General features: G+C 73.4%; 17 protein-coding genes. 10 read left to right on the top strand and 7 right to left on the bottom strand.

Annotation, left to right across the window (positions count from 1 at the left end; translation table 11 throughout):
- Positions 1-43: 43 nt before the first annotated feature.
- Positions 44-232, bottom strand: a complete 189-nt coding sequence (locus OERS_RS08655) for a PspC domain-containing protein (protein ID WP_056645039.1) — start codon at positions 230-232, stop codon at positions 44-46.
- Between the two features lie 188 nt (positions 233-420).
- Between OERS_RS08655 and OERS_RS08660 the strand changes: the two genes are divergently transcribed.
- The 6 genes from OERS_RS08660 (at position 421) to OERS_RS08685 (ending at position 5,771) form a co-directional block, all read left to right on the top strand.
- Positions 421-1,149: a TetR/AcrR family transcriptional regulator gene (locus OERS_RS08660; protein ID WP_068625466.1), complete on the top strand. Its 729-nt coding sequence runs from the start codon at positions 421-423 to the stop codon at positions 1,147-1,149.
- Between the two features lie 132 nt (positions 1,150-1,281).
- Entirely contained in the window at positions 1,282-2,250 is a 969-nt protein-coding gene (locus OERS_RS08665; protein WP_068625467.1) for an ABC transporter ATP-binding protein, read from the top strand.
- A complete protein-coding gene (locus OERS_RS08670) occupies positions 2,247-3,914 on the top strand; it encodes an ABC transporter permease (RefSeq protein WP_083201327.1) in 1,668 nt (555 codons plus the stop codon). Before OERS_RS08665 ends, OERS_RS08670 begins: the two co-directional genes overlap by 4 nt.
- Positions 3,915-4,028: 114 nt before the next feature.
- Entirely contained in the window at positions 4,029-4,340 is a 312-nt protein-coding gene (locus OERS_RS08675) for a type II toxin-antitoxin system VapB family antitoxin (protein ID WP_056645031.1), read from the top strand.
- A 9-nt stretch (positions 4,341-4,349) separates the two neighbouring features.
- Positions 4,350-5,048 carry a LytR C-terminal domain-containing protein gene (locus OERS_RS08680; RefSeq protein ID WP_139107759.1) on the top strand — a complete coding sequence of 233 codons (699 nt, stop codon included), beginning with the start codon at positions 4,350-4,352 and terminating at the stop codon, positions 5,046-5,048.
- 114 nt (positions 5,049-5,162) lie between these two features.
- Positions 5,163-5,771 carry a GNAT family N-acetyltransferase gene (locus OERS_RS08685; RefSeq protein WP_068625469.1) on the top strand — a complete coding sequence of 203 codons (609 nt, stop codon included), beginning with the start codon at positions 5,163-5,165 and terminating at the stop codon, positions 5,769-5,771.
- Positions 5,772-6,064: 293 nt separating this feature from the next.
- Here the strand turns inward: OERS_RS08685 and OERS_RS08690 are convergent, their stop codons facing one another.
- From OERS_RS08690 to OERS_RS08700, 3 genes are all read right to left on the bottom strand, one after another.
- Positions 6,065-7,378, bottom strand: coding sequence for a uracil-xanthine permease family protein (locus OERS_RS08690; RefSeq protein ID WP_068625470.1), 1,314 nt, complete (start codon positions 7,376-7,378; stop codon positions 6,065-6,067).
- Between the two features lie 208 nt (positions 7,379-7,586).
- Positions 7,587-8,510 carry an LLM class F420-dependent oxidoreductase gene (locus OERS_RS08695; RefSeq protein ID WP_197487150.1) on the bottom strand — a complete coding sequence of 308 codons (924 nt, stop codon included), beginning with the start codon at positions 8,508-8,510 and terminating at the stop codon, positions 7,587-7,589.
- A 65-nt stretch (positions 8,511-8,575) separates the two neighbouring features.
- Positions 8,576-9,184, bottom strand: a complete 609-nt coding sequence (locus OERS_RS08700) for a hypothetical protein (RefSeq protein WP_068625471.1) — start codon at positions 9,182-9,184, stop codon at positions 8,576-8,578.
- A 103-nt stretch (positions 9,185-9,287) separates the two neighbouring features.
- Between OERS_RS08700 and OERS_RS08705 the strand changes: the two genes are divergently transcribed.
- Positions 9,288-10,175: an LLM class flavin-dependent oxidoreductase gene (locus OERS_RS08705; protein WP_068625472.1), complete on the top strand. Its 888-nt coding sequence runs from the start codon at positions 9,288-9,290 to the stop codon at positions 10,173-10,175.
- A 28-nt stretch (positions 10,176-10,203) separates the two neighbouring features.
- Here OERS_RS08705 and OERS_RS08710 read toward each other — a convergent pair whose 3' ends face one another.
- The gene (locus OERS_RS08710; protein ID WP_068625473.1) at positions 10,204-12,162 is read right to left on the bottom strand and encodes an ABC transporter ATP-binding protein; all 1,959 of its coding nucleotides are present in this window, start codon (positions 12,160-12,162) and stop codon (positions 10,204-10,206) included.
- A gap of 71 nt (positions 12,163-12,233) precedes the next feature.
- Between OERS_RS08710 and OERS_RS08715 the strand changes: the two genes are divergently transcribed.
- From OERS_RS08715 to OERS_RS08725, 3 genes are all read left to right on the top strand, one after another.
- Positions 12,234-12,893, top strand: coding sequence for a TetR/AcrR family transcriptional regulator (locus OERS_RS08715; protein ID WP_169834204.1), 660 nt, complete (start codon positions 12,234-12,236; stop codon positions 12,891-12,893).
- Between the two features lie 44 nt (positions 12,894-12,937).
- The gene (locus OERS_RS08720) at positions 12,938-13,126 is read left to right on the top strand and encodes a hypothetical protein (RefSeq protein WP_056645005.1); all 189 of its coding nucleotides are present in this window, start codon (positions 12,938-12,940) and stop codon (positions 13,124-13,126) included.
- A 224-nt stretch (positions 13,127-13,350) separates the two neighbouring features.
- Complete coding sequence (locus OERS_RS08725; protein WP_068625474.1) at positions 13,351-13,623, top strand: hypothetical protein; 273 nt, start codon at positions 13,351-13,353, stop codon at positions 13,621-13,623.
- 92 nt (positions 13,624-13,715) lie between these two features.
- On the opposite strand, the gene OERS_RS08730 is transcribed toward OERS_RS08725, so the two are convergent.
- Both OERS_RS08730 and OERS_RS08735 read right to left on the bottom strand, forming a co-directional pair.
- A complete protein-coding gene (locus tag OERS_RS08730) occupies positions 13,716-16,424 on the bottom strand; it encodes a polynucleotide kinase-phosphatase (RefSeq protein WP_068625475.1) in 2,709 nt (902 codons plus the stop codon).
- Positions 16,421-17,902 carry a 3' terminal RNA ribose 2'-O-methyltransferase Hen1 gene (locus OERS_RS08735; protein WP_068625504.1) on the bottom strand — a complete coding sequence of 494 codons (1,482 nt, stop codon included), beginning with the start codon at positions 17,900-17,902 and terminating at the stop codon, positions 16,421-16,423. The genes OERS_RS08730 and OERS_RS08735 overlap by 4 nt, the downstream gene beginning before the upstream one ends.
- Between the last annotated feature and the right edge of the window lie 150 nt (positions 17,903-18,052).

Below are 18,052 nucleotides of genomic sequence, written 5' to 3' on the forward strand. Positions count from 1 at the left end.
CTCAGAGCGAGGTCACGACGGACCTCTTCTCGTCAGGGTCGGTTCACTCCGGGTCCCTGGGAAGGACGATCCACAGCACGATGTACAGGAGGATCTGCGGTCCCGGCAGGATGCAGGACGCGACCGCGAGCACGCGGACCAGCGTCGGGCTGATGTCGAAGCGGCGGGCGAGGCCCGCGCAGACGCCGGCGATCACGGCGCCGCGGCGCGGTCTGGCGAGGATGTGGCTCATGTTTCGACGGTACGCCGGGCCTCGTCGCGCGCACATCGGGGACTCCCCTGGTCCGTCCCTGATTCGTACCGCTCACGCAAGGGCTCGGTCGTCATCCCTGCGGCGGACCCGCATCCCTGTCGACCTTGACGACTCCTTGACGCCTGTCCCTCTTGTGCCGGGCTGAACAAGTGTTTAGCGTGTTGAACATGCGTTCAGCACCATCACGCACCCCCGCGGTCGACGCGGCAGAGCCCGCGGCCGACCCCTCGGACCTCACGGCTCGCGCTCGCATCCGCGACGCGGCCCTGGCCCGCTTCGCGAGCGAGGGCTTCCGCGTCCCGCTGCGCACGCTCGCCGCCGACGCCGGGGTCAGCGCGGGCCTCGTCATCCATCACTTCGGATCGAAGGACGGCCTGCGGCGAGCGTGCGACGAGCACGTCCTCGTCCTGATCCGGGAGAACAAGCGCAACGTCCTGGGCGACGAGACGGGCTCCCGAGGCAGCCCCATGGACGTCCTCGCACAGCTCTCGTCGGTCGAGGAGTACGGCCCGGTCCTCGGCTACGTGCTGCGCAGCCTCCAGGAGGGCGGCGACCTCGCTCGCTCGTTCGTCGAGAGCATGGTCGAGGACGCCGCCGCGTACATCGCCGACGGCGTCGCCGCCGGCACCATCAGGCCCTCGCTCGACGAGACCGCGCGTGCGCAGTACCTCGTCACGCAGTCGCTCGGCACGATCCTCCTCGACCTCACGCTCCACCCGCCGACGGACCCCACCGACACGGGCGCGATCGTCCGTGGCTACGTCGACCGCATGGGCCTGCCGTCGATCGAGCTCTTCACCCACGGCTTCCTGACCGACCGCACGCTCCTCGACGCGTACCTCCGGTACGCCGAGCCGCCGCCCGACGAGCAGGCCTCCGCAGCACCGGCCTCGTAGCCCCTCCGAACCTGTGCGGACCCCCGCCCGCTCGCCGAGGCGAGCTGCGCCGTCGGGCACGGACGTCCCCCGCCCGACGGCAGCCAGGCCCACCTCTCCCCTCCCCAGCCCACGCCTCCCCGACGAGGAACCATGACCACGACCGCACGGACGACCCCCGCCTCCTCCACGACCCGCGGACCGGCCGTCGAGATCCACGACCTGCACAAGTCCTTCGGCACGACCCGGGCCCTCGACGGCCTGGACCTGACCGTCCGCGCCGGAGAGGTCGCAGGCTTCCTGGGACCCAACGGCGCCGGGAAGTCCACCACCATCCGGGTCCTGCTGGGCCTCCTGCGCCCCGACGCGGGCACCGCGACCCTGCTGGGCGGCGACCCGTTCCGCGACGCCGTGTCCCTCCACCGCCGTCTCGCCTACGTCCCGGGCGACGTCACGCTGTGGCCCCAGCTCTCGGGCGGCGAGACGATCGACCTGCTGCTGCGCCTACGCGGCGCGGGCGTCGACGAGCGCCGCAAGGCCCGCATGCTCGAGAGGTTCGAGCTCGACCCGACCAAGAAGACCGGGACCTACTCCAAGGGCAACCGGCAGAAGGTCGCGCTCGTCGCCGCGCTGAGCGCCGACGCCGAGCTGCTCGTGCTCGACGAGCCGACGTCGGGCCTCGACCCGATCATGGAGTCCGTCTTCCAGGACTGCGTGCGCGAGGCGACCGCGCGCGGCACGTCGGTCTTGCTCTCGAGCCACATCCTGGCCGAGGTCGAGGCGCTGTGCGACACCGTGACGATCATCCGTGGCGGCCGGGCCGTGCAGTCCGGGACCCTGCGCGAGCTGCGGCACCTCACGCGCTCCAAGGTCGTCGTGACCGTGGGTCCGAAGGCACCCTCGACCGCCGCGCTCGCCGCGCTCGAGGGCGTGCACGACCTGATCGTCGACGGGTCGCACCTGACCTTCCACGTCGACGACGACGCGCTCCCCCACGTCACGCGCGCCCTGGCGGACCTCGAGCCGCACGGCCTGACGATCGAGCCCCCCTCGCTCGAGGAGCTCTTCCTGCGGCAGTACGGCGACGAGCTCGCCCTGCTCGAGGGCGAGGACGGGCGATGACCGCGCTCGCTCCCGCCGGCCCGGAGGCCGCCGCGCTCCGCGCGGGCGCCCCGCCCCTGTCGCTGCGCCGCGCGCTCGCCGGGACGGGCGCGCTCGTGCGGCTCGCGCTGCGGCGCGACCGGGTCGTCCTGCCCGTGTACGTCGTCGTCGTGCTGCTCATGGTCGCCGTGACGTACTCGTCGGTCGCGACCGTCTACGGGACGCAGGCCGAGCGCGACGACCTCGCCGCGAGCATGGGTGCCAACAGTGCGTTCCTCGCGCTGCTGGGCCCGCTCGAGCACACCGGGTCGGTCGCCTCGACCACGGCGTGGCGCGTGGGGCTCTTCATGATCCTCGTCCTGGGCGTGCTCGCGGTGCTCACCGTGGTGCGCCACACACGCAAGGAGGAGGAGACCGGACGGCTCGAGCTCGTGCGCGCAGCCCGGGTGGGACCGCTCGCGCCGCTCGCGACGGGCGTCCTCGTCGCGGCCGGGATGTCGGTGCTCACGGGCGCTCTCATGGCCGCGATGTTCGTGGGCCAAGGAGCCGACGGCGCCTCGTCCGTCGCGTTCGGTCTCCAGTTCGCGGCGCTCGGCCTGGCAGGGACGGGGATCGGGGCGGTCTGTGCGCAGGTCGCCACGTCCTCGCGGACCGCCAACACGATCGGCGTGCTGCTGCTCGTCGCGGGGTACGCGCTGCGCGGCGTCGCCGACATCGAGCCGTCCGCCGACTGGCTGCACTGGGTCTCGCCCGTCGGCTGGGTCCAGGAGATCGACCCGTTCGGCGCGAACGCCGTGGGGCCCGCGCTGCTGTGCCTCGCGTTGTTCGTCGTGTGCGTCGCGGTCGCGGCGCGCACGTCGCTCGGTCGCGACCTCGGGGCGGGGCTCGTGCAGCCGCGCCCCGGTCCCGCCGGGTCGGCCTCGTTGACGAGCCCCCTCGCGATCGCGCGCCGGCTCCAGCTCCCGGGCGTCGCGTCGTGGGCGCTGGGCGTGGGCGCCTACTGCCTGCTGGTCGGGTTCCTCCTGGACTCGGTCGACGACATCGCCGGGTCGTCGCCGCAGATGCAGCAGATCATCGAGCAGCTCGGCGGGGCGGGCGCGCTCGCGCAGGTCTTCCAGGTCGCGATCATGGGGTTCGTCGGGATCGCGGCTGCGGCGTTCGCGGTGACGTCGGTCTCACGGCTGCACGCCGAGGAGACGTCCGGGCGAGCCGAGCTGGTGCTCGCGACCGGTGTCTCGCGGCCCCGCTACCTGTCGGCCTCGGTCGTCATGACGGTCGCGGGGGTGGTCGCGGTCCCGCTGTGGTCGGGGCTCATGATGGGCCTGGGGCACGCGCTGGTGTCGGGCGGGTGGGGCAGCGCGTTCGCGGACGCCGTCGGAGCCGGGCTCGTGCAGGTCCCGGCGGCGCTCGTCGTCGCAGGCCTCGTGCTGGTCCTCTACGGGTGGTGGCCGCGGCTCGTCGCGCTGGGCTGGGGCGTGGTGACGCTCGTGCTCGTCGTCGGGCAGCTGGGCGAGCTCCTCGGCCTGCCGCAGTGGGTCCGCGACCTGTCGCCCTTCACGCACGTGCCCCAGGTCCCCCTCGACCCGTTCGCCCTCGGCCCGGTGCTCGCACTGACGGCAGTGGCCGCGGCGCTCTTCGCGGTCGCCTACGTCGGGTTCGGGCGCCGGGACGTGACCGGTGCGTGAGCGCGACGTGAGGCCCGGCCCGTGCCTGGACCGGATGTGCGGGGCCTGTGGAGTTGTGGGCCACCGCGGGACATCCAGCGCCTGGCGCTCGGCCCCCGCCCTAGACTGGCCCGCATGATCTTCAAGGCCGTCGGCGAGGGGCGCCCGTACCCCGATCACGGGTTGGTGACGCCCAAGGACTGGTCGAGCGTCCCACCCCGGCAGGTGCGGCTCGACGAGCTCGTCACGACCAAGGGCACCTTGAACCTGGAGACGCTCCTCTCGGAGGACTCGACGTTCTACGGGGACCTCTTCGCGCACGTCGTCGAGTACCAGGGTGTCCTCTACCTCGAGGACGGTCTCCACCGTGCCGTCCGGGCGGCTCTGCAGCAACGCGCGATCCTGCACGCCCGTGTGCTCATGCTCAACGCCCCTGCGGTCGGGTAGGTTGCTGGCGTGACCACGCAGCCCGGCCCCGACACCTCCCGTACCGTCCGACGACGGCGCATGCACGAACGCCAGGCCGTGATCTTCGGGTTGCTCGTCGCCTTCCTGGTCATCATCGGCATCGGCGCGCTGGCCGTGTACACGGGTGCGGTCGACGCCCCCTTCAACAAGGGCTTCACCACCATCCAGGTCGACGACGAGCTCGCCGACGTCAAGCCCCCCTGCCTGCCGGAGGGCACGCTGCCCGTCGCGTACACCGACGTCCAGGTCCGCGTCTTCAACGGCACCGGGAAGGGCGGCCTCGGCGCGGCCAACAAGGAGATCCTCGCCAACCGTGGCTTCACGGTCGTCCTGCTGGGGGACCTCGAGAACCCGGACGGCACCAACACGACGCAGAACGTGACGCAGATCTCGTACGGCCTGGCCGGGGTGGCGCAGGCGTACACGCTCGCGGCCCACTACCCGTCCCCGGTGCTCGTCCTCGACGACCGGGCAGACACCACGGTCGACGTGGTGCTCGGCAAGAACTTCGACAACCTCGTCGACGAGGAGCTCGTCGGTCTCGACAGTGCCGTCCCGCTCGAGAGCCGCAAGGACTGCGCCGCGGTCGAGACCCTCACGCCGCGGGCCACCTACGTCCCGCCCGTGCCCGCCGCCGACGTTCCCGCCGAAGAGGTCCCTGCCGAGGACGCTCCCGCCGAAGGCTGACGCCGGGGCGCCGCCCGCGTCCTGCCGGGACTGCGTTGGCCGCGTACAGGGTTCAGCGCTACTGTCTGGCCCGGTCTTCTGATTCGTCCCTGCTCCTGAACGGTCGCTGCAACGATGGCCTCGCTCCCTCTCCGCCCCGCTCGCGTCACCGACCCCGCCGAGGTCGAGCGCCTGTACGACATCTGCTTGCGGACAGGCGCCGACGGTGGTGACGCGACCGCGAGGTACCGCGACCCCCGCCTGCTCGGCGAGGTCTACCTCGGTGCGTACCTGGCGCTCGAGCCGGACCTGGCGTTCGTGGTCGACGACGGCACGGGAGCTGTCGGCTACGTGATCGGCACCGCGGACACCCGGGAGTTCGAGGCACGCAGCGAGCGTGAGTGGTGGCCGGCGCTGCGCGAGCGCTACCCCCTGGACTCCTTCCCTGAGGACTCGGAGGACCACGGGCTCGTCGCGCAGATCCACTCACGCGGACCCGCGGAGCAGGCCGTGGTGGACCTGTACCCGGCCCACCTCCACGTGGACCTGCTCCCGCAGGCCCAGGGCGGGGGGAACGGCCGCCGACTCCTCGAGACCCTCTTCGACGCGCTGCGTGAGCGCGGTGTCCCGGGCGTGCACCTGGGTGTCTCGGAGACCAACGCGTCGGCGATCGGCTTCTACGAGCACCTCGGCTTCGAGCGCCTGGCGGTGCCGCAGGGCTACGTGCTGGGGCTGAAGCTCTAGCCCTCTCACGCTCCGACCGTTGGGGCACCGAACCCCTGGCCGCTGGGACACCGAACCCGCGGCTCGCCAGGCAACCTCACCGACCTCGGGGGTGCCGGACCCGCGGCTCGTCGAGCACCTCCCCCCACCCGCCACGCACGAGATGCGGCCAACGGGGGTCAGGATTTCTCCCAGACCCCCGTTGGCCGCATCTCGCGGGCGGCGGGTACCCGCGCGCGCACCGGGTCCACCGCGAGCGGTGGCGCCCAGCGACCCGGTGGCCAGCGACCCGGCGCCCCCGCCGCGGTCGGCCGTCAGCGGTCCGCCATCTCCTCGCCGCCCGGCACCGACGCCGGGCTCGCGGGCTCCTGCGACGTCCCGCGCCACCGGGCGATGTTGCGCATCACGTGGTAGATCACGAGCGCCGACGCCGTACCGAGCGCGATCCCCTCGAACGTCACGTCCCCGATGACCCAGGTGAAGTTCGCGATGCCGACGACGAGCGGCACGGCTGCGGTCGTGAGGTTGACGGGGTCCGAGAAGTCGACCTTGTTCTGCACCCAGATGCGCGCCCCCAGGATGCCGATCATGCCGTAGAGCATGGTCGTCGCCCCGCCCAGGACCCCCGCGGGGATCGTCGCGATGAGCGCCCCGAACTTCGGGGACATGCTCAGGACCAGCGCCGTCGCGCCCGCGACCCAGTAGGCCGCGGTCGAGTAGACGCGGGTCGCGGCCATGACCCCGATGTTCTCCGCGTACGTCGTGGTGCCGGAGCCGCCGCCGATGCCCGCGAACGTGGTGGCGAGACCGTCGGCGAAGAGCGCACGGCCCGTGAGGTCGTCGAGGTTCTTGCCCGTCATGGCCGCGACCGACTTCACGTGGCCGACGTTCTCCGCGACGAGCACCAGGACGACCGGGACGAACAGGCCCAGGACGGCGACGTCGAACGTCGGGGTCACGAACTCGGGCAGGCCGAACCACGAGGCGTCGGACACCGGGGCGAAGTCGACCTCGCCGCGGACCGTCGCGACGACATAGCCGATGATCACGCCCAGCAGGATCGCGAGGCGACCGATGATGCCCTTGAAGAGCACCGTGATCAGGATGATCGAGGCGAGGGTGACGAACGCCGTCACGGGGAACACCTTGAAGTTGTTCCACGCGGCGGGCGCCAGGTTGAGGCCGATGAGCGCGACGATCGTGCCGGTCACGATGGGCGGCATGGTCACGTCGATCCACCGGGGCCCGGCGAAGTGCACCACGACGCCGATGACTGCGAGCACCAGGCCCGTGACCAGGATCCCGCCGACCGCGACGGACTGTCCCCCGGCGGCGCTCGCCGCGGTGATGGGGGCGATGAACGCGAAGCTCGACCCGAGGTAGCTGGGGAGCCGGTTGCGTGTGATCAGCAGGAACCCGATGGTCCCGATCGCCGAGAAGAACAACGTCGTCGCGGGCGAGAAGCCCGTCAGGAGCGGGACCAGGAACGTCGCGCCGAACATCGCGACGACGTGCTGCATGCCGATCCCGATCGTGCGAGGCCAGCTCAGGCGCTCGTCGGTGCTGACCACGGCGCCGGGTTCGACGCGCTTCCCGTCTCCGTGGATCTTCCAGCCGAGTGCTGCCATGAGGGGGCTCCGATCGTGAAGTTTTGGTGAAGTGCCGAAGGGAAGGGTACTGCCCGGTACGCCCGCTCCGTGACCGACCGGTACGCCGTGGACAGCCCCGTCCCACAGCCCCCTCGCACGCTCGCACCACCGGCCGCCCCCGGACGCCCGACGGCGGAGCGCGCCTTCTCCACGAAGGTGCGCTCCGCCGTCGGGCCGGAGTGGGCGCTCAGCTCAGCTGCGGCCTGACCTCACGCGCGACGAGCTCCAGGTGGTCGAGGTCCGCGAGGTCCAGGACCTGCAGGTAGAAGCGGGTCGCCCCGTCCTCGCTCATGGCCGCGAGCTTGTCCGCCGCCTCGGCCACGGTCCCCGCGATGCCGTTCGTCCGCAGCTCCTCGGGGTCACGACCGATCGCCGCGGCGCGACGACGGAACTCCGCCTCGTCCTTGCCCACGCACACCACGAAGGCCGCGGAGTAGATCAGGTCGTCGGGGTCGCGGCCCGCGTCCTGGCAGACCACGCGGACGTTCTCGATGCGGTCGCCCAGCACGCCCGGGTCGGGGAACGCGACGTTGAACTCGGTCGCGTAGCGCGCCGCGAGCGCCGGGGTGCGGCGCGGGCCGTGCCCACCGATGATCACCGGGATGCGGCTCTGCACGGGCTTGGGCAGCGCCGGCGAGTCCGTGAGCGTGTAGTGCTCGCCCGCGAAGCTGAACTTCTCCCCCACGGGGGTCTCCCACAAGCCTGTGACGACCGCGAGCTGCTCCTCGAGGATCCCGAACCGCTTGGCCGGGAACGGGATGCCGTACGCGGTGTGCTCCTGCGGGAACCAGCCCGCCCCCAGGCCCAGCTCGATGCGACCGCCCGACATCTGGTCGACCTGCGCGACCTGGATCGCGAGCACCCCGGGGTGCCGGAAGGTCGCCGAGGTCACGAGGGTCCCGAGGCGGATGCGGCTGGTCTCGCGCGCCAGCCCCGCGAGCGTGGTCCACGCGTCGGTCGGGCCCGGGAGCCCGTCGCCGTCGCCCATGACGAGGTAGTGGTCGGAACGGAAGAACGCGTCGAAGTCGAGCTCCTCCGAGGCGCGTGCGACCGCGAGGATGTCGTCGTAGGTGGCGCCCTGCTGAGGCTCGGTGAAGATGCGGAGGTCGATCGTCATGTCCTCCACCTTGCCACGTCGTCGAGGGTGCCGAGCGCGGGCCCGGGGCCCGCGGCGCCTCAGCCGACCTGCGCGGCGACCACGGTCACCGAGCGCCCCGGCGGCGCGACGACCACGAGGTCGCCGTCCTCGGTCAGCGAGAGGCGGAAGCCGCCGAGCTCGCGCGAGGCGTCGGCCCCCGGTGCGCCCGCCGCATGGGGCGCGTCGGATGCACGGCCGGCCTCCGACGCGTCGTGCTCGTCGGTCGAGGTCTGCGCCTCGGACGGCGCCCCACCGGCCGGGGCCGCGAGGTCGAGGTACTCCGTGAGGTCGCGCGACGCCTCGACGAGCTTGACGGGCCAGCTCTCGCCCGGCTCCCACGCCGCCCCGGCGCGCAGACGCCGACCCACGAGCCCGGCGAGCGCGGGCTCGTCGGCGGTCTCGAACCGGACGTGCCCGCCCTCGTCGACCTGGAGCCCCGTGATGCGCTGGACGTCGACGATCTCGTTGCTCGCCGCGGCGACCAGGACGTCGGCGGCGTCGAGGAGCTCCTGCGCGTCGTCGGAGTCCGCGAAGGCCTCGGCGGTGTCGACCTCAGGGACGGGCCAGTCACCGCGGACCACCGCGAGCTGCTCGTCGCGCGACCCGGTGCGCGGGTAGCGGTGGGAGACGTTGACGACGACGGCCATGGGAACCTCCGGTGATGCGTGGATCGGACTCAGGACAGCAGATCACACGTCGGCGCTCTTCCCCGCACCGCACGTTCCGCACGTGGCACCGTAGGGTCGGGGCATGCGACTGAGCACCGTGATCCTGCCGATCTACCGCTGGTCCGAGGGCCGCGACGTCTGGCGTCGCGCGGAGGACCTGGGGTTCCACGCGGCCTACACGTACGACCACCTGTCGTGGCGGAGCTTCCGCGACGGCCCCTGGTTCGGCGCGCTGCCGACGCTCGCGGCCGCGGCCACGGTCACCAGGCGGATCCGGCTCGGGACCCTCGTGACCTCACCGAACTTCCGCGAGCCCGTGACGCTCGCCAAGGACCTCATGACCCTCGACGACCTGTCCGACGGGCGCATCACGCTCGGCCTCGGCGCGGGGACCACGGGGTTCGACGCCACGGTCCTGGGCGGCGAGGGCTGGTCGGCTCGCGAGCGCGCGGACCGGCTGCGGGACTTCACCGCGCTGCTCGACCGTCTGCTGACCGAGCCCGCGGTCACGCACGACGAGGGTCACTACCGCGCGCACGAGGCCCGGACGATCCCCGGACCGGTCCAGGAGCCGCGCGTCCCGTTCGCGATCGCCGCGACCGGCCCGCGCGGCCTGCGTCTCGCGGCGCGCTACGGCCAGGCGTGGGTCACGACGGGTGACGACCGCGTCGGGACGGACGGCACCCCGGCCGCGTCGCGCGTGGCGGTCGGCGCCCAGGTGGCCCGGCTCGAGGCGACGTGCGCCGAGGTCGGGCGCGGCCCGAGCACCATCGAGCGCATCCTCCTGACGGGGTTCACGCCTGACCGGCCGCTCGACTCGGTCGACGCGTTCGTCGAGACCGCGGCCGCCTACCGTGACCAGGGGATCACCGAGATCGTGCTGCACTGGCCCATCGCGGACTCGCAGTTCGCGGCCGACCGGGCGACGTTCGAACGGATCGCGACCGAGGGCCTCGCGCAGCTCGGCTGACGCGCGAGGGGTCGGGCAGCGGCCGCGCTCAGCCCTCGACCGCCCCGCCGGCCCCGGTCACGACCCCGGGCGTCTCGCGCTCGGCGCCCCGCGTCTCGGTCGAGATGCGGAGCGCGGCCACGAGGTCGCGGTACAGCTCGTCGGACGCGAGCAGCTCGTGGTGCGTGCCGCGCGCCCGCACGCGGCCGTCCTCCATGACGAGGATCTGGTCGGCGTCGATCACGGTCGAGAGCCGGTGCGCGATCGTCACGACGGCCCGCTCGCGCGACAGGTCCTCGATCACGGCGTGGACCGCGGCCTCGGTGAGCCCGTCGACCTGCGCGGTCGCCTCGTCGAGCAGCAGGACCTCGGGGGCGTGCAGCACGGCACGCGCGAGCGCCACGCGCTGGCGCTCGCCGCCCGAGACCGTGGTGCCGACGAGCGAGGTGTCGAGCCCGTCCTCGAGCGAGCGGACCTTGGCGTCGAGGCGCACCTTGGCGAGCGCGTCCCACATGGCGTCCTCGGTCGCGTCGGGGTCGGACAGGCGCAGGTTCTCGCGGATCGTGCCGGGCACGACGGGCGTCTCCTGCTCGACGTACGCGATGCGCGAGCGCACCTCGTCGAACGTGTAGCCGTCGTAGGGCCGCCCGTCGAGCAGCAGCGTGCCGGACTCGGGCTGGAGGAAGCGCAGGAGCAGCGAGAACGTCGTGGTCTTGCCCGCTCCCGACGGGCCGACGATCGCGACCTGACCGCGCCGGGGGACGTCGAACGTGAGGTCGCGGACCACGGGCTCGCCGCCGGGCAGGTAGCGCGCGGTCACGTCCTGGAACGCGAGCACGGGCGTCTCCCCCGCCTGGTCCGGGGCGGGGTGCGCGGGGTGCGCGGCGCCGTCGGGCAGGGCGCTCCCCCGGCCCGACGACGGCACGCGGCCTCCCGCCGCGCCTCGCCCGGGTGCGTCCCGGGACGGGGTGGAGGCCCGCTCGGGCTCCTCGATCTCGATGGCTTCGACCTCGCGGATGCGGCCCGCGGCCGCGATGCCGGCCTGGAGCTGGCTGACGTTCTGCGTGAGGCTCGTGACGGGGTCGACGATCTGGAACGCGTACAGCAGGAACGCGACCAGGCTCGAGACCGCGAGCAGGCCCTGGTCGACGCGCCATGCGCCGAGCGCGAGGATCACGATGATCGCGAGCTGGATGCCGCCACCCGCGATGGTCCAGGCGACGGCCTCGGTGCGCACCGACCGGACGCTGTGCCGGGCCGCGTCGCGCGCGTCGTCGACCACGCGGTCGATCTGGCGCTGCTCGGCGCGGCTCGCCTTGATGGTCCGCAGCGCGCGCAGCCCGCCCTCGAGCACGCCGCCGAGCCGGCCGAGAGACTCCTGCGCCTGCTCCTGGGCCTTGGCGATGCGCGGCATGAGCGACCCCACGAGCACGCCGATGATCACGATCGCGAGGAGCGTGGTGCCGAGCAGGACCGTGTCGAGCACGGCCATGAGGACGATCGTCCCGACCAGCCCGACAACCGCGTTGACCAGGTTGACGATGCTCGACGACGCGGCCTCGCGCAGCAGCACCGTGTCCGACGTGACGCGCGTGACGAGCTCTCCCGTGGGGCGCGACCCGAGCGCCCCGACCTTGGCGCGGAAGAAGCGGCGCACCATCGAGGTGCGGGCGTCGAGCACCACGCGCTCGGCGAGCGTGCCGAGCAGGATCCACTGCCACAGCCCCAGGACGAGCCCCACGAGCAGGAGCCCGATCAGCAGCCCGACGGCCGGCGCGAGCGAGACCCCCGTGCCGAGCGTGTCGAGGACGCGCTTGGTGACCATGGGGGTCGCGAGGCTCGCGGCCGTGGTCCCGAGCCCGAGGACCAGGCCGAGCGCGAGCGTGCGTCGGTGGGGCCGGACGAAGGTCCACAGGACCTTGAGGCGTGGAAGGAGCGGCCCCTTCGGAGCAGGGGCCTGCGGGGTCTCGGTGGTCGGGTCGGTCGACGCGGGGGCGGTGGCGGCCATGCGACCAGTGGAACATGCGTGTCTCATTTCAGACAAGAGACGTCTCACCCGTTCGCGGATACGCTGAGCACGTGACAGCCAGCGACACCGCCGCCGCGCCGCGCGAGGCGAGCACCGACGCTCCCGCCGCCGCGACGCCGGCGACCCCCGAGGCCCCCGCGACGGGCGCCCGCGCCCGGACCCGGCGCGCGATCCTCGACGCGGCCGTCGAGGTGTTCAGCACCAACGCCTCGGCCTCGCTCGGCGAGGTCGCCCAGGCCGCGCAGGTCGGCCGGAGCACGCTGCACCGCTACTTCCCCGAGCGAGCGGACCTCATCCGGGCCGTCGGCACCGAGGCCCTCGACCGCACGCGGGCCGCGATCCGCGCCGCGCGCCTCGACGACGGCGACCCCGCGGCGGCGCTGCGACGGCTCGTGATCGAGTACTTCGACCTGGGCCCCTGGTACATGCTCCTGGTCCACGAGGCCTCGCTCGCCGAGGACGAGGCGTTCTGGGTGGAGAGCGAGGCGGCCGAGGCCCCCGTCCGTGCCCTGTTCGCACGAGGCCAGGAGGACGGCGCGTTCGACCCCACCCTGACCGTCTCCTGGAACCAGCGCACGGTGTGGTGGACACTGTTCAACGCCTGGTCGGTCATGACCGAGGACGGTGCGTCGCGCAGCGACGCGCTGCGCATGGCGGTCCGCAGCGTCGAGGGCGTGGTCCTCGCGTCGCGGAGCGCTCCCCCGGCCTGAGCACCCGCACCGACGACCCGCACGAGCGAACCGAGGACGACCGCATGAAGAACATCCGCTGGGCGAGCGTCCTGACCGTGCTCGGGTGCGCCGTGGTGGGGCTCGTGAGCCTGTTCTCGCTGCTCCGGGGCCGCACGTGGGCGTGGTTCCCGCTGCTCGTCGCGGTCGCCGTGGGCTTCCGCGAGATCCGCTACCTCCAGCGGATCGACCACCAGCGCAACGCCCCGCGGTAGTCTCGGCACCTGCCTCGCGCGGCCCGCCGCACACCCCGGACCTGCCCCTCAGGGGCGTCCCGGAGGGGATGTCCCCCATCCGGCGGGCGCCCGTCATCCTCCGGGAGGACGAGGCCCTCGCCGAGGATGGTTCGGAGGGCCGATGTGCCGGTACCCCTCCCCCGCAGAGACTGGTGGCACGCCCCGCGACAGCGAGGGCGGCCAACTTTCCCTGGGGAGGAACCATGACCACGCAGGTCACGACCTCGGCGCCGATCCGCGTCGCACTCCGCGGCCACGACTCGACCGCGCGCCGTGCGCGCTCGTCGCAGCGCCCGGACGACTCGCGCCCCGCCTCCCTGCCCGACGACGGAGCGCCCGCCCCGCAGTCGCGTCGCCCGGGTGCGACGAGCGACCCGTCCGACCGTGCGAACGGCTGGCTCGTGGCCGGCTCGGTCCTCGTGGCCATCGCGCTGTTCTCCGCGCTCGCGCTCAGCTCGTTCGCGACCCTGGGCTGACCGGCTGACCGGCCGACACGTCAGGACCCACAGGACCCGCGCGACCTCGAGGTCTCGCGGGTCCTGCCTCGTCACGGCCCGTCCCGCGCGGCTCAGAGCCGCGGGTCGACCGGCTCCGACTCGAGCGCCAGGACGGCGAACACTGCCTCGTGGACGCGCCACAGCGGCTCGCCCGCCACGACGCGCTCGACGGCCTCGAGACCCAGCGCGTACTCGCGCAGCGCGAGCGACTGCTTGCGCCCCAGCGACCGGTCGCGGAGCCGTTCGAGGTGGTGCTCCTGGGTGTACTCAGGCCCGTAGATGATCCGCAGGTACTCGCGGCCCCGGACCTTGAGCCCCGGCTGGACAATCCCTCGGGGCCCGCGCACGAGGTTCGCGAGCGGCTTGACGACCATCCCCTCGCCGCCCGCCTCGGTCATCTCCTCCCACCAGCGGACCCCTTCGGCGCGCGAGGCCTCGTCGGCGAGGTCGACCACGAGACGACGCGTGGGACGGAAGAGCACCGGGTCGGCCTCGACCAGGCGGTCCGCGATCCCCAGGTGCCACAGGTGGTCACGGGTCGCGTAGGTGGCACCGGTCGCAGTGCCGGGGGCGGGCGCGACGTCCGCCGCCGGGCCGTCGAGCGGGGCGGGAACGCCGTCGACCGTCGGGGCCGCGGAACCGTCCGCACCGCTCGCGAGCACCTGGAACGGGGCGAGCTGCACGCCGTCGAGCCCGTCGACGGGCCACCGGTAGCGGCGGTACGCCTCGGTGTACCTCTCGGCGTCCTCGGCCCGCGACGCCGTCCGCGCCCGCAGCCCGTCGACGTCGACGCCGCGCGCGGCGGCCGCGTCCAGCGCGGCGAGCGCGGGCGGCATGACGGCCCGGGCCGCGGCCCCGACGCTCGCGTACTGGTCACGGATGAGCTGGTCGGCCTTGGCCGACCAGGGCAGGATCTCGGCGTCGAGCAGGACCCAGTCGGCGCCCAGCTCGTCCCACACCCCGGCCCCGTCGAGGGCCTTCGCGACGCGCTCGAGGAGAGCCTCCGCCGTCGGGCCGGAGAAGAGCGGGCGACCCGTGCGCGCGTGCGCGACGCCGCGCCCGCCCGGCTGGACGTCGACCCCGAACCGCCACGCCGAGGCCCCGTACGCCTCGCGGCACACCAGCACCACGGCGCGCGACCCCATGTGCTTCTCCTCGCACACGACCTGCCCGACGCCGTCGCTCGCGTAGGCCGCGAACGCGCCGTCGGGGTGCTCGAGGTAGCCGGGCAGACGCGACGTCGCGACCGGGCTCATGGTCGGCGGCAGGTACAGCAGCGCGCGCGGGTCCACCGCGAACCGGCTCATGACCTCGAGCGCGCCCGCGGCGTTCTCCTCGGGGACCGTGATCCTGCCCCGCGTGCCCGTCACGACCGAGCGCCGGCCGAGCACGTCGGTCACGTCGAGGACGTCGGGGTCGCGCTGCCGGAGAGCCCCTTCGGCACCTGCCGCGTCGCTCCCGGCGTCGGGCAGGAACGGGCGCGCGGGCTCGTAGTAGACCTGGGCCGCGGGCACCGAGACGAGCTCCTTCTCCGGGTACCGCAGCGCGGAGAGCTTGCCGCCGAACACGCAGCCCGTGTCGAGGCACATCGTGTTGTTGACCCACTCGGCCTCGGGCGTGGGCGTGTGCCCGTAGAGCACCACGGCCTGACCGCGGTACTCGTTCGCCCACGGGTAGCGCACGGGCAGCCCGAACTCGTCGGTCTCCCCCGTCGTGTCGCCGTAGAGCGCAAAGCTGCGCACCCGACCCGAGGCCCGCCCGTGGTACGACTCCTTGAGCCCCGCGTGCGCGACCACGAGCCGCCCGCCGTCGAGCACCAGGTGGGAGACCAGGTCACGGCAGAACGTCTCGACGTCCTGGCGGAACTCCTCGGGCTCGTCGGCGAGCTGCGCGAGCGTCGTCTCCAGCCCGTGGCTGACCGTCACGTTGCGCCCCGAGAGCGCGCGCACGAGCTTGTGCTCGTGGTTGCCCGGGACAGCGAGCGCGTGGCCCGCACGGACCATGCCCATGGCGAGGCGCAGGACGCCCGGCGAGTCCGGTCCGCGGTCGACGAGGTCGCCCAGGAACACCGCGCGGCGGCCCTCGGGGTGGGCGGCGTCGACCGGGCGACCGGCCTCGTCGCGCTCGATCACGTAGCCCAGCTCGGTGAGCAGGGTCTCGAGCTCGGCGCGGCAGCCGTGCACGTCGCCGATCGCGTCGAACGGCCCGGTCTGGTCGCGGAGGTCGTTCAGCAGGGGCTCGCGGGCGATCGTGGCGTGGGCGATCTCGTCGACGCCGCGCAGCACGTGGACCTTGCGGAAGCCCTCGCGGCTCAAGGACTTGAGCGACGAGCGCAGCGCCTGGCGCTGACGCTTGACGACGTGGTCGCCGAAGTCGCGGTCGGGGCGGGAGCGGTTGCGCTCGATCGCGACGGACTCGGGCACGTCGAGCACGATCGCGACGGGCAGGACGTCGTGCGCCCGCGCGAGCGCGACGAGGCTCTTGCGCGCTGCGGACTGCACGTTGGTCGCGTCGACGACCGTCAGGTGCCCCGCCTCGAGCCGCTTGCTCACGATCGTGTCGAGCACCTCGAACGCCGCGGCCGTGGCCGACTGGTCGTTGACGTCCCCCGACACGAGGCCTCGGCAGAAGTCCGAGGACACGGCCTCGAAGGGGGCGAAGCGCTCGCGCGCGAACGTCGACTTGCCGGACCCGGACACACCGACGAGCACCACGAGCGAGAGCTCGGGCACGGTCAGGACGCGGGGTTCCCCGCTGGTCACGTGCTGCTCGGTGGTCATGCCCCTGCCTCCGTCGATCGGGTGAACAGCGCCATCTGCGTCGGCGAGCCCAGCCCGCGCGGCCCGACGTCCTCGGGCCCGACGTCGCGGAACGTGACCGCGTAGCCGTGGCGGTGCGCGACGCCACCGGCCCAGGCCTGGAGCTCGGCCCGCGTCCACTCGAACCGGTGGTCCGTGTGACGGTGGCCGTGCTCCTCGAGCGTGGGGTACAGCGCGTTGTACTCGACGTTCGGCGTCGTCACCACGACCGTCCCCGGCCGGGCCTCGGCGAACACGACGCGTTCGAGCGCGCCCAGGCGCGGCGGGTCGACGTGCTCGATCACCTCCATGAGCACCGCGGCGTCGAAGCCCGCGATCCGCTCGTCGCGGTACGTGAGCGAGGACTGCACGAGCTGCACGCGCTCGCGTTCCGCGTCGCTCGCGTCCTCGAGACGGAGGCGGGTCGCGGCCCGCTCGAGCTCGCGCGCGGCCACGTCGGTGCCGAGCAGCCGCGTGAAGCGGCGGTCGGCGACGAGGAGGCGCAGCAGGGCGCCCTCGCCGCACCCGAGGTCGACGACGCTGCGCGCCCCGACCTCGTGCAGGGCTGCGACCACGGCCTCGGCGCGCTGCCGGGCGAGCGTGGGCGACCTGGTCCCGACGGCGTCGCTCCCCGCGGCGGGGACGTCGCCCTCGGCCGGGGCTTCCTCGGCCCCGGCGTCGGCATCGGCGTCGGCGTCGACGGGCAGCGGGCCGCCGTCGAGCGTCACGAGGCGGTCGGTCGCGTCCTCGACGTACCGGCGCTGGTGCGCGAGGTAGCGGTGCATGATCTGGTCGCGCTCGGGGTGCTCGGCGAGCCATCCTTCGCCCGCGCGCAGCAGCTTGTCGACCTCGTCGCCCGTGACCCAGTAGTGCTTGGCGTCGTCGAGCACGGGCAGCAGGACGTACAGGTGGTGCAGGGCGTCGGCGAGGCGCACGGTCCCGGTCAGGCGCAGGTCGACGTAGCGCGAGTCGCCCCACTCGGGCACGGTCGGGTCGAGCGGCTCGGGCGTGGCGTCGACAGTCCAGCCCAGGGGCCCGAACAGGCGCTCTGCGAGTCGCGCGCCACCGCGGCAGGGCAGCGCGGGGACGTGGATCTCGAGCGGGATCGAGGAGTCCGCGAGCGCCTGCCGGGAGTCGCAGCGGCCTGCCATCGCCGTCCGGAACACCGCGCCGAGCGCGACCGCGAGCATCGAGGAGGCGGCGTACGGGCGGTCGTTGACGTACTGGGCGAGCGAGAACGCGTCGCGCCCGCCGAACCGCTTGTTGCGCACGATCCCCACGGGGTCGACCTCGAGGAGCAGCGCGACCGTGCAGCGCGCGGTGTCGGCCTCGGGGTAGAAGACGTGCGCCGTGCCGACGGGGAGGTCGAACGACTGGGCCCGGGCGGGGTGCTTGTGCAGCAGGTACCCGAGGTCGGTCGCGTCCGTCATCGGTAGTGCGGGCGTCCCTTTTACGGGCATCGCTGGCGCAGCGTCTCCGGGCGGGGCGATCCTGGGCAGGGCGATCCCGGCCGGCGCGCCGGCGGTCGTCGTGAGGGTGACCAGCATGCTGTGCATGCTCCCACGGGGGCGCAACGGATTTAGGCTGGAGGTGGTCCGTGCGTCCGCGCG

The sequence above is a fragment of the Oerskovia enterophila genome (assembly GCF_001692445.1).
GTDB classification, from domain to species: Bacteria; Actinomycetota; Actinomycetes; order Actinomycetales; family Cellulomonadaceae; genus Oerskovia; species Oerskovia enterophila.